Raw genomic sequence first — 12,844 nt, 5'->3', positions numbered from 1 at the left:
TTAGATGAGATATTGTATCCGTGTAAAAATAAAGACCTAGATTATTGGTTTGTAATTTTTTTTGGGGATAAAAAAATAATAGGACAATAGTGTGCTCAGGTTATATCGTAAACCGAATAAGGGGTTAATGGGTGTCGATATTAGTTCGACTTCTGTTAAGTTGTTAGAGCTCTCTGTTAAGAACGGTAAATATTGGGTGGAAAGCTATGCTTTGATGCCTTTACCCGAGAACAGTGTAGTTGAAAAAAATATCTTGAATCCAGAGGCAGTTGCAGAAGCTTTGGAGCGGGCGATGAATTTAGCAAATCCCCAAACCAGTAACACTGCAATTGCGGTTCCAACATCGACGGTTATTCATAAAACCATCGAAATGGATGCGGATATGAATGATGATGAACGAGAAGTTCAGATTCGATTAGATGCGGAGCAGTATATACCGTTCCCTTTGGATGAAGTGAGTCTGGATTTTGAGGTTTTACCAGATCGACTGCCTAATCCAAACCGTGTAAATGTTCTTTTAGTGGCAACACGAACAGAAAATGTTGAAACACGAGTAGAAGTACTGGAACTGGTGGATTTAACGCCTAAGCTTGCTGATGTCGAAAGTTATGCTGTCGAGCGTGCTTTTAGTGTATTTGCTGATAGTTTGCCCATGGGTGCAAATACTATTGGTATTTTAGATATCGGCCATACCATGACCACATTATCGGTTATGCAAAATGGCAAAATCATTTATACCCGTGAACAAGTCTTTGGTGGCAAACAGCTTACTTTGGAAATTCAAAGTCGTTATGGTTTGTCTTTAGAAGAAGCAGGACGAGCTAAAAAAGAGCGCTCTTTACCAGATGACTATGACATCGAAGTTTTAGAGCCATTTTTAGATGCGGTCGTGCAGCAAGCAGCCAGATCTCTACAATTTTTCTTCTCTTCCTCACAGTTCAATGAAATAGACCATATTTTACTAGCGGGCGGGAATGCCAATATTCCTGGGCTTGCCAAATTATTGCAGCAAAAACTTGGTTACCGTGTGACCATTGCCAATCCGTTTTTACAAATGGGTTTTTCTCCTCAAGTCGACATTCAAAAAATTGAAAATGATGCCTCATCATTAATGGTGGCGTGTGGCTTGGCTTTAAGGAGTTTTGATTAATGGCAACAATTAATTTACTCCCTTGGCGTGATGAGCTTAGGGAGCAACGTAAAAAACAATTTATTATTTTATGTTTTGGGGTCGTTGTTTTGGGGATCACCACTGTATTTTCTGGGTGGTTTTATTTGAATCAAAAATTAAATGATCAAGAACAAGCTAATCAACTCATCACCAGTACAAATCAGGGGCTAGATCAGCAGCTTAAAACTTTAAATGGTTTGCAAGAACAGCGCGACGCCATTATCGAACGTATGAAACTTATTCAGGGACTGCAAAGTCAGCGTCCTGTTGTGGTGCGTTTGGTAGATGAGTTGGTACGGGTGACTCCGGCAGCGATGTATTTAACTAAATTTAGCCGAACTGGGGATAAATTTACCATTGAAGGTAAAGCAGAAAGTCCAAATACGGTTGCAGAGTTATTACGTAATCTCGAAGCATCACCATGGTATCGCAACGCTTTTATGAACTCTTTTTTAGCGACTGAAGAGAAAAAAGATAAAACCGCGAGTTCACTACTTCCTAGAGTGGAAGATAGTTATGGAAGTTTTGTTGTGACTGTTGATTTGGGCGAAGTGGGGGTGACTACAACAGATGATACCGCCAATACGTCTGTAAGTACGGATAAGGGGGTGGTTAAATGAGTCTGGATGAACTTCATGAGTTGTCGTTAGAGCAAGCTCCATCTAAGAAAAAACAGATTACTTTAGAGAAATTTCTTCAGCAATTTAACACACTAGATATGAACAGTTATGGTAGCTGGCCAATATCTGTGAAAATTACGTGCTGGATTTTTATTTTCTTTGCTGTGTTGGCTTTGGGCTATTTTGTTGTTATTCAGCCAAAGCTACAAGCGATTGATAATGCACAGGCGCAAGAAATTAATTTGTTAAATGAATTTCGAGAAAAAGATTCAAAATTACGTAACTTGCAGCAATATCAGCTTCAACTTCAAGAGATGCAAGCAAACTTTAATCAGCAATTAGAACAATTGCCAAAAGAAACCGAAATTCCAAGCTTGGTTGAAGATATCAACTTAACTGGAGTGAACTCTGGTCTGAAATTTAAAAATATCCGTTTAGAAGATGAAGTGAAGCAGGAAATTTTTATTGAACAACCTATTACGATGGAAGCAACTGGCGATTATCATGCTTTTGGTGCTTTTGTCAGTAGTATTGCGGCATTACCACGTATTGTGACAATGCATGACTTTGTTGTAGAAGCTGCACCTGTTAAAGAGAGTAAGTCAGATATTCCTGTACTTAATTATTCTATTAAAGCAAAAACTTATCGCTATATGGGCGCCGTAGAAAATGCTGAACATCCGGAAAATAACGCTTCGGCCTCAGTAGCACCTGTTTCCTCTACTGCTAATACACAGTCGAAATAGGAGCATTACAATGAAACTTAAGCAAATTTCTCTTTCTATTTTGGCATGTTTAGTTTTAGTTGGATGTGACTCGAGGATTGATGCTGTAAATCAGCAAATGGCCAATATACGTAATCAGCCACCACAGCCGATAGATCCAGCACCTGTTTTTACGCCTGTGCCACAATTTAATTATGCGGCTCATCAGTTAAAGAGCCCATTTTTACCAAGCTCACTTGCAGCTGAGCTCAAAATTATGGCAGGAAAACGGGTATATCCGAATTTCTCACGTGCACCTCAGCCACTAGAAAGTTATGCATTAGAATCCTTAAACATGAAAGGAAGCATACGTAACAACCGTGGGCAAGTGCTGGCTCTTATCCAATCGCCTGATCAGCAAATTGAGCGAGTACAGGTAGGGAACTATATCGGGATGAATCAAGGGCGTATTACCCATATTGGTCCAACTCAGATTGATCTAGTAGAAATTGTCCCTGATGGGCGTGAAGGCTATGTGGAGAGACCAAGAACCTTAGTGTTAATTGGGCCCGCACCCTAAAATTTAGGGAATAACAAAGAAAAAGTATTTTTAAAGATTATTTAATTGGGGATGGTCAGACAATGAATCACGTATTCCGTCAGTTTTCTATGGGGGCTGTAACCATTGCACTTATGCAGGTTGCATCTGCACAGGTCAGCATGACCAATATTGTACCGACACAAATTGCAGGTCAGGGTACGGAAATTAGAGTTATGTTTAATGGTTTGCCGCCGCAACCACAGGCATATCAACTTGAAAATCCTTCACGTTTGATTTTGGATTTTAATAAAGCTCAACAGACTTTAACGCAGTCAAAAGTGGCAATTGGTACAAATGAAGCAAGCTCAGTCGATGTAAGCTCTGACGATCAGCGCTCACGTTTAACTGTAAATTTAAAAGAAGCAGGTGCGTTCACAACACGCATTGAAGGCAATACTTTTATTTTAAAGATTAATTCAGCTCAAGCTACGATTAAACCTTTACCAACAAGTACGATACAACCCCAAGGTGTTTCAAATATTGGCTTTCAACGCGGTGGTCAAGGCGAAGGACTGATTGTTATTGATTTATTGGGCAGTAATACGCCTGTTGATGTGCAACAGCAAGGCAGTAAAGTTGTAGTAAGAACATTAGGCTCTAAAATTCCTACACATTTAGCTAAACGCTTAAATGTAAATGATTTTGCGACTCCTGTTTCAACAATCGAGTCTTATAACGAAAAAGGCAATGGCGTTATTACGATTCAATCCACTGGTAGCTATGAATATATGGCTTATCAAGCGGAAAATAAATTGACCATTAGCTTAAAGCGTCCTCAGGATAAAAATGTAACTTCTTTATATAAGACGCCAAATTATTCTGGTAATAAACTTTCACTCGATTTTCAAGATATTGAAGTTCGCAGAGTTCTACAATTACTTGCCGACTTTACAGGCATTAATATGGTTGCGGCTGACAGCGTTCAGGGTAATATTACTTTGCGCTTAAAAGATGTTCCGTGGGATCAGGCGCTTGATATTATTTTAAAGACTAAAAACCTGGATAAACGCAGAAATGGTAACGTCATTTGGATTGCTCCTGTTACAGAATTGATTAAGGCTGAAGAAGAAGAAGCAAAAGCTGTCGCACAGAGTGTCAAACTGGCCCCATTGCAAACTGAATATATTCAACTTAAATATGCGCGAGCTCAGGATATTATGAGCTTAGTTACAAAGGGCTCAAACAATAGCAATGGTTTACAAAGTACATCTGGTGGTGGAACCTCAACATCTACTAATTTAAATACGGGTGTTGATAGTTTGGGTAATAACGTAGGAAGTTTATTAAGTCCGCGTGGAACGATTACTCAAGATGATCGTACCAATACCTTAATTATTAACGATACGGCTCAGTCGATTGATCAAATTCGTAAAATGATTGATTTATTGGATGTGCAAGTTAAACAGGTCATGGTTGAGGCGCGTATCGTTAGAGCATCTACATCTTTCACCAAAGAACTTGGTGTTAAATGGGGCATATTATCCCAAGGGATTACCAATAATAATAACTTACTGGTTGGTGGTAGTGAAACAACCTTATGGAATTTGCGAAAGCCAGAAAAAGACAGTAACACGGGTGGCTATAAATATACGATTGAACGTCCAGATAACTTGAATGTCGATTTAGGTGTAACCAATCCGGCTGGAAGTATTGCCTTTGGTTTGATTAGTATGTCTGATTTTATGCTTGATCTTGAACTTTCTGCATTACAAGCCGATGGCTATGGTGAGGTTATTTCTACGCCTAAAGTGATGACAGCAGATAAACAATCGGCGAAAGTTGCAACTGGTCAACAAGTTCCTTATCAAACCACGACTAATTCTGCTGCGGGTTCAACGGCAAGCACATCATTTAAAGATGCACTTTTAAGTTTAGATGTTACTCCAAGTATTACACCTGACGGTAAAATTCAAATGAAATTAGACATTTCAAAAGATTCCGTTGCGGGGGCTGCACCTAATGGAGAGTTAATTTTAAATAAAAATCAGATTAACACTAATGTATTGGTCAATAACGGTGAAACAGTCATTTTAGGAGGGGTGTTTGAGCAGACCACATCTAACTCACAAACCAAGGTTCCTTTCTTTGGTGATATTCCTGTACTTGGGCATTTATTTAGAAAAGATGTGAAATCTGATGATAAACAAGAGTTACTGATTTTCGTTACGCCACGAATTGTTAATGACACTTTGGTGAGAAATCATTAATATATTTTTTAATGAAAGCAATTGAAATAGGTGGCGCCTTGCCAAGCAAAGCGTTTGAAACCCTGCCAAATATTTATTTGGTAGGGCCCATGGGGGCAGGAAAAACAACCGTTGGACGTCATTTAGCCGAAATATTAGGGCGTGAATTTCTAGATAGTGATCATGAAATTGAACGCAAAACAGGCGCTACTATTCCTTGGATTTTTGAAAAAGAAGGGGAATTCGGATTTCGTGCTCGTGAAACCATCGTGTTGAATGAGTTGACTTCCCGTAAGGCTCTGGTCTTAGCCACAGGGGGAGGTGCGATTACTCAAGCCCCTAATCGTGAGTTTCTAAAACAGCGCGGTATAGTTGTTTATCTTTACACTCCCGTGGAACTACAATTACAACGAACTTATCGTGATAAAAACAGACCTCTATTACAAGTTGAAAACCCTGAACAAAAATTACGAGATTTGTTAAAAATACGTGATCCTTTATATCGTGAAGTTGCTCATTACACGATTGAAACCAATCAGGGTGCTGCACGCGATCTTGCTCAAAAGATTTTGCAACTTATTTTGTCTAACACGCTAAAATAGCCAAACTTACTCGTGGTTTAATAAACTCATGCAAACTTTACATGTTGAATTAGGCGAACGCCGTTACCCTATTTTTATTGGCAGTCAACTTGATCCTAAGCAGTTGCTTGAGCCTTATATTCATGGTCAACAGGTCATGATTGTAAGTAACGAAACGGTAGCTCCTTTATATTTATCTCACTATCAAGAAGCGTTAAAAAGTTTAGGTAAAACGGTAGCGACTTGTATTTTGCCGGATGGTGAAAAATATAAAGATATTCAACATTTAAATTTAATTTTTGATGCATTACTTGAAGCTGGTTTTAACCGAGATTGTACGGTTCTGGCTTTAGGTGGCGGTGTTATTGGTGATATGGCTGGCTTTGCCTCAGCGTGTTTCCAGCGTGGTGTATATTTTGTTCAGGTTCCGACCACACTTCTTTCACAAGTAGATTCAAGTGTAGGTGGTAAAACTGGAATTAATCATCCACTGGGTAAAAATATGCTTGGCGCATTTCAGCAGCCTCAAGTTGTTTTGGCTGATATGGCTCAACTTAACACTTTGTCTGATCGAGAGTTGTCTGCTGGATTATCGGAAGTTATTAAATATGCTTTGTTAGGCGACGCTGATTTTCTAGTTTGGTTAGAACAGAATATGGATGGGTTGATTGGACGAGATGCTCATCTTTTAGCAGAAGCTGTTTATCGTTCATGCGCTCATAAAGCCCGTATTGTTGCAAACGATGAAAAAGAGCAAGGCGAGAGAGCTTTGCTCAACCTAGGTCATACGTTTGGTCATGCGATTGAATCTTACCTTGGTTACGGTACTTGGTTGCACGGCGAAGCGGTGGCTACCGGTATGGTGATGGCAGCTGATTTATCACAGCGTTTAGGCTGGATTTCAAGCGATGATGTAGAGCGTACAAAAAAAATTATTCAACGCGCTAATTTGCCGATATCATGTCCAAAAATTCCATTGGATGAATTCCTTGGATATATGGCACATGATAAAAAAGTCCTCAATGGTCAATTACGCTTAGTGTTGTTAAAGCAACTTGGACAAGCGGTAATTACTAAAGACTTTGATGTTGAACTCATGAAACAAGCTATTTTGGCAAATCAACACGGATAATAAATTAAGGTAACACATGACTGTATCACGTACACTTTGGCAGAATGTTCAACAATATATCTGGTTGGTGGGTGGTATCGTCTGCTTGTTTCTGGCTTTTCTTTTCTGGGTAATGACTGATAGTAAAAAGCTTGTCGAAGTAGAAAAAGCAGCCGATTCAGAAACACCAGTACAAATTCAGCCAGAAAAAGTGGCAACAACGGCTAACTTAGGGGCTTTGGCTGATGAAGTTAGGCCTCTTGATTTAACGACGCGGACTGTTGTATCTGGTCAACATGAAGCAGAATTCCGTGGTACAAAATTTATTAACGAAAATAAGAAACAGTGGACGCTTGAGCTGTTCCGTGCATCTGATGAAGATATTATTAAAAACTTTTTAAAGAGTCGTTCAGACCGAAATAAATTTATTTATTTCCGCTTAAGTGGAGATAAGCAATCTGAACAATATGTTTTGACATATGGTGTATTTAAACGTTCTGAAGATGCGATTCAGCAGTTAACACAACTGAATCTTGATTTACCTGAATCAATTAAGCCGCAGCCACAACAATTTTCAACTTATGTACCTTTAGTCAATGACTTGGGTGCGGATGAAATGAAAGGTGGAATTAGCCAAACTTATGAAGTGCGTTTACGTCCAGCTCCATTGCCTAAAATAGATGAATCTTTGCTTATGGGCGCAGGTGTAAATGGGGCTATCAGTACACAACCTAAAACGGTTGCCCCAGCAACAAATTCTACAACTCGGACAACTATTATTCGTCGAGATGCTGAAGGAAATGTTGTGGATGTACACCAGTCTAATTCTGCAGCTGACACTGCTAAAAGGACTCAACAAAATCGTGCAACTGAAGCTTCTCCAAAAAATGCCACAAATGAGGGCACAAGAGGGAACTAATAATAAGAATAATTTGCACAAATATAGTGCGCTAATAGAGGATATATACACTTTTTGACCAAGTGTGGTGCATATTTGGTCATTTATTAAAATGATAACCTGAATAAAAACGCTCTATTTTTAAGAAATATAAACACTTAAGTAATAAAAATCATATTGGCATAGTTTTTGCTTTATTCTTGTGCTTATTAATGTACTGCTAACTATTTTGGCGCTCTAAAGAGTGAATTCTATGCAGAGTCGTGGGGTCGAACTGCTTTAAAAGAGTGCGAAATAAGTCAAAACATTTTTCTAGCAAAAACCAGTGTACGTAAAAATGGAACAGCGTATATTGGCTTATCAGCCCAAAATTTTTTTTTGCGAAACATTGAGCTAACTATCGTCCATAGGCAATATCGCAGAAATAAGTTGTTTGTTTGACGCTCGAAAGAGCCTTATTGAAAGAAGGGTACGCTATGCACATGCCATCGCCTAATACTGTAGCTCCCGCTCAAGGTTTATATCAACCTGATGAGTTTAAGGATAACTGTGGTTTTGGACTGATTGCCCATATGAAGGGCGAATCAAGTCATCATCTTGTAGAAACCGCTATTCACAGTTTAAGTTGCATGACGCACCGTGGTGGTATTGCCGCAGATGGCAAGACGGGAGATGGTTGCGGCTTATTGTTGGCGATGCCAAAGCAATTTTTCCGTGATGAAGCAAAAAAACTGAGTGATATTACACTGAGCGAAGTTTTTGCTGTGGGTACTGTATTTTTAAATATTGATCCGGCATTAGCGCAACATTCTAAAAATATTTTAACTAAAGAAATTGAGGCAGAAGGCTTACGCGTACTGGCTTGGCGTGTAGTCCCTACAAATAACGATGCATTAGGTGAGATTGCGCTTCAATCTTTACCTGCTTTTGAACAGGTCATTGTGAACTGTCCAATGGGTGTAACCGAAGTTGAGTTTAACCGTAAACTATTTTTGGCACGTCGCCGTGCAGAACAACAATTACAAAATGATCCGTCATTCTATGTGACTACGCTTTGTTCGACAGTAATCAGCTATAAAGGCTTGATGATGCCGGCTGCGATTGCTGAGTTCTATACAGATTTAGCAGATGAACGTTTAAAATCACACATCGTTGTATTCCATCAACGCTTCTCTACTAACACTTTACCGCGTTGGCCGTTGGCTCAGCCTTTCCGTTATCTTGCGCATAATGGTGAAATTAACACTATTACAGCCAACCGTAACTGGGCTTTGGCACGTACGCCTAAATTTGAAAACTCATTGCTACCAGGTTTAACTGAGCTTAACCCAATCGTGAACCGTACGGGTTCAGACTCATCAAGCTTAGATAATATGCTTGAGATCTTGGTGGGTGGGGGTATGGATTTATTCCGTGCACTGCGCATGCTCGTGCCACCAGCTTGGCAGAACGTTGAAACTTTAGATGCAGACTTACGCGCATTCTATGAGTTTAACTCTAAGCATATGGAAGCTTGGGATGGTCCTGCGGGATTAGTTATTCAAGATGGTCGTCATGCGATTTGTATGCTTGACCGTAATGGTTTGCGTCCTGCACGTTGGGTAATTACTAAAAATGACTACATTACCTTAGCATCCGAAATTGGTGTATGGGGTTATGAGCCTGAAGATGTGGTTTCTAAAGGTCGTGTAGGACCAGGCCAAATTTTGGTAGTTGATACTTTAACTGGCAAAGTACTTGATACGAAAGATGTGAATACACATCTTAAAAATATGCGTCCGTACCGTGAATGGTTACGTGATCATGCAATTCGCTTAAATGCAAACCCAGAACTTGAAGAACAATTAGTTGATCAAGGTTTAACTGGCGATGCTTTAAAAGCAGCTCAAAAAATGTTTATGGTGACATTTGAAGAGCGCGACCAGTTGTTGCGTCCTATTGCTGAAAGCGGACAAGAAGCTGTAGGATCTATGGGTGATGATACGCCAATGGCTGTATTGTCTCGTCAAGTACGCCATGTGACTGATTATTTCCGTCAACAATTTGCGCAAGTAACAAACCCGCCAATTGATCCGCTACGTGAATCGATTGTTATGTCGCTCGAAACCTGTTTGGGTCGTGAGCAAAATGTATTTGAGCAGGGCCCAGAGCACGCAGATCGAATCATTATTTCGAGCCCTGTTCTGTCTAACTCAAAAATACAGCAAATCCGTAGTATTGATCGTACAGGCTATGAGTCTGTTGATATCAATTTGAACTATGCTGAAGAAGAAGGTTTACAAGCAGCGATTACACGTATTTGCGAAGAAGCGGCACAAGCTGTTCGTGATGGTAAAACTTTAATTGTTTTAACTGATAAAAATATTCGCCAAGGTTTCTTGCCTGCAAATGCAGCACTTGCAACAGGTGCGGTACACCATCACCTCATTAAAACTGGTTTGCGTACTGATGCAAACATCTTGGTTGAAACTGGTTTCGCACGTGATCCGCATCAATTTGCGGTATTACTTGGTTTCGGTGCAACAGCAGTTTACCCATACCTTGCATATGACGTGATTAATGATTTGATCGCTAAAGGTGAGCTTTTAGGTGATCCAATCCATGCTCAAGCGAACTTCCGTAAAGGTATCGAGAAAGGCTTATTAAAAGTTCTTTCAAAAATGGGTATCTCTACAGTTGCTTCGTATCGTGGTGGTCAGCTATTTGAAGCAGTGGGTTTATCGTCTGAAGTAGTAGATCAGTGCTTCTTGGGTGTTCCAAGTCGTATTCAAGGCGCAACATTTGCTGATCTTGAAAAAGACCAGAAAAAATTAGCGGCTACCGCATGGTCAAATCGTAAACCAATTGATCAAGGTGGTCTGCTTAAATTCGTATTTGATAAAGAGTATCACGCGTTCAACCCGGATGTGATTAACTCATTACACAAAGCGGTTCGCTCTGGTAAATACGAACATTTTAAAGAATATGCTGAGCTGGTGAATAACCGTCCAGTGGCAACTATTCGTGACTTGTTTAAATTAAAAACAACGAATTCAATTCCACTTGAGCAAGTTGAATCAGTTGAAGATATCTTGCCGCGTTTTGATTCGGCTGGTATGTCTTTAGGTGCTCTTTCTCCAGAGGCACATGAAGCAATTGCAATTGCGATGAACACGATTGGTGGTCGTTCAAACTCTGGTGAGGGTGGTGAAGATCCTGTTCGTTACGGCACAATTCGTAACTCGAAAATCAAACAAATCGCATCTGGTCGTTTTGGTGTAACTCCGGCATACCTCACTTCTGCTGAAGTATTGCAGATTAAAGTTGCTCAAGGTGCAAAACCGGGTGAGGGCGGTCAGTTACCAGGTGGTAAAGTAAATGGTTTAATTGCACGTTTACGTTACTCAGTGCCAGGTGTAACACTGATTTCACCTCCACCGCACCACGATATTTATTCAATTGAAGATTTGTCTCAGTTAATTTTTGACTTGAAACAAGTTAACCCGCAAGCAATGGTATCTGTGAAGTTAGTATCTGAGCCGGGTGTAGGAACAATTGCAGCTGGTGTTGCGAAGGCATATGCAGACTTCATTACCATTTCTGGTTATGACGGTGGTACTGCTGCATCTCCACTTTCATCAATTCACCATGCGGGTTCCCCATGGGAGTTAGGTTTAAGCGAGGCGCATCAAGCACTTCGAGTTAATGACTTACGTGGCAAAGTACGCGTACAAACTGATGGCGGTTTAAAAACTGGTCTTGATGTGATCAAGGCAGCAATTTTAGGTGCTGAGAGCTTTGGCTTTGGTTCAACACCAATGATTGCGTTAGGTTGTAAATACCTCCGTATTTGTCACTTAAACAACTGTGCAACCGGTGTTGCAACTCAGCAAGATCACTTACGTCAAGAGCACTACATTGGCGAGCCAGAAATGCTCATTAATTTCTTCCACTTTATCGCGGAAGAAACTCGTGAATGGTTGGCAGCGTTAGGTGTGTCTTCATTGAAAGACTTAATCGGTCGTGTTGATTTACTTGAAGTATTACCGGGTGAAACTGAAAAACATGCTCATCTTGATTTAAGCGCATTGTTAACTTCTCATCCTTCTGCTGAAGGTAAAGCGCAGTACTGTGAAGTACAAGGCAATGCACCATTTGATAAAGGCGTATTGGCTGAGAGAATGGTTGCAGAAATGCTTCCAGCAATTGAATCAAGTGCAGGCGGTCAGTTCAACTTTACTGTTGTGAACTGTGACCGTTCGATCGGTGCTCGTGTATCAGGTGAAATCGCTCGCCGCTATGGCAACTTAGGCATGGAAGTACACCCAGTAGTGATGAACTTAACGGGTACTGCTGGTCAGTCACTTGGTGTTTGGAATGCTGGTGGTTTACACATCCGTCTTGAAGGTGATGCAAACGACTATGTAGGTAAAGGTATGGCTGGTGGTCGTATTTCGATTTTCCCACCACAAGGTTCACCTTTCCAAACCCAAAACACAGCAATTATTGGTAATACCTGTTTGTATGGTGCAACTGGCGGTAAGCTTTTTGCAGCAGGTACAGCGGGTGAGCGTTTTGCAGTTCGTAACTCTGGCGCATTTGCTGTAATCGAAGGTGCTGGTGATCACTGTTGTGAATATATGACAGGTGGTGTTGTGACTGTACTTGGTAAAGTAGGCCATAACTTTGGTGCGGGCATGACCGGTGGTTTTGCTTATGTACTTGACCTTGATAATGACTTCGTAGATTACTACAACCACGAATTGATTGATTTAAATCGTATTTCAACAGAATCTATGGAAGATCATAAAGAGTTCTTGTTGCGTATTATCGATGAGCATATCAAAGAAACTGGTAGTGCTTGGGCTTATAAAATCCGCAATGAGTTCGATTTCTACAGCCGTAAATTCTGGCTTGTGAAACCAAAAGCTGCTAATTTGCAAACGCTTTTGAAAACAACACAAGCTGACCCACAATAATTCCACGACTGCAA

Annotated in this window: 9 protein-coding genes; all 9 read left to right on the top strand. The window is 40.3% G+C overall.

From position 1 onward, the window contains the following. Positions 1-91: 91 nt before the first annotated feature. The gene (locus OD757_RS11415) at positions 92-1,150 is read left to right on the top strand and encodes a pilus assembly protein PilM (protein ID WP_263031940.1); all 1,059 of its coding nucleotides are present in this window, start codon (positions 92-94) and stop codon (positions 1,148-1,150) included. Beyond that, positions 1,150-1,791, top strand: a complete 642-nt coding sequence (locus OD757_RS11410) for a PilN domain-containing protein (protein WP_263031939.1) — start codon at positions 1,150-1,152, stop codon at positions 1,789-1,791. Before OD757_RS11415 ends, OD757_RS11410 begins: the two co-directional genes overlap by 1 nt. Then, a complete protein-coding gene (locus OD757_RS11405; RefSeq protein WP_263031938.1) occupies positions 1,788-2,537 on the top strand; it encodes a type 4a pilus biogenesis protein PilO in 750 nt (249 codons plus the stop codon). Before OD757_RS11410 ends, OD757_RS11405 begins: the two co-directional genes overlap by 4 nt. 10 nt (positions 2,538-2,547) lie before the next feature. Then, positions 2,548-3,075 (top strand): pilus assembly protein PilP, encoded by a 528-nt coding sequence (locus OD757_RS11400; protein WP_009391937.1) that lies wholly within the window; start codon positions 2,548-2,550, stop codon positions 3,073-3,075. Positions 3,076-3,137: 62 nt separating this feature from the next. Continuing rightward, positions 3,138-5,303: a type IV pilus secretin PilQ family protein gene (gene pilQ / locus OD757_RS11395; RefSeq protein ID WP_263031937.1), complete on the top strand. Its 2,166-nt coding sequence runs from the start codon at positions 3,138-3,140 to the stop codon at positions 5,301-5,303. 11 nt (positions 5,304-5,314) lie between these two features. Then, positions 5,315-5,884, top strand: a complete 570-nt coding sequence (gene aroK, locus OD757_RS11390; RefSeq protein ID WP_004789808.1) for a shikimate kinase AroK — start codon at positions 5,315-5,317, stop codon at positions 5,882-5,884. Positions 5,885-5,912: 28 nt separating this feature from the next. Continuing rightward, the gene (aroB, locus tag OD757_RS11385) at positions 5,913-6,995 is read left to right on the top strand and encodes a 3-dehydroquinate synthase (RefSeq protein WP_263031936.1); all 1,083 of its coding nucleotides are present in this window, start codon (positions 5,913-5,915) and stop codon (positions 6,993-6,995) included. Positions 6,996-7,011: 16 nt separating this feature from the next. Continuing rightward, the gene (locus OD757_RS11380; RefSeq protein WP_263031935.1) at positions 7,012-7,893 is read left to right on the top strand and encodes a hypothetical protein; all 882 of its coding nucleotides are present in this window, start codon (positions 7,012-7,014) and stop codon (positions 7,891-7,893) included. A 461-nt stretch (positions 7,894-8,354) separates the two neighbouring features. Next, a complete protein-coding gene (gltB, locus tag OD757_RS11375; protein WP_263031934.1) occupies positions 8,355-12,830 on the top strand; it encodes a glutamate synthase large subunit in 4,476 nt (1,491 codons plus the stop codon). Positions 12,831-12,844 lie beyond the last annotated feature (14 nt).

Source organism: Acinetobacter sp. AYS6 (genome assembly GCF_025630795.1).
GTDB lineage: Bacteria > Pseudomonadota > Gammaproteobacteria > Pseudomonadales > Moraxellaceae > Acinetobacter.
Note: the sequence above shows the minus strand (reverse complement) of the source record. Positions and strands in the feature narration are given on the sequence as shown.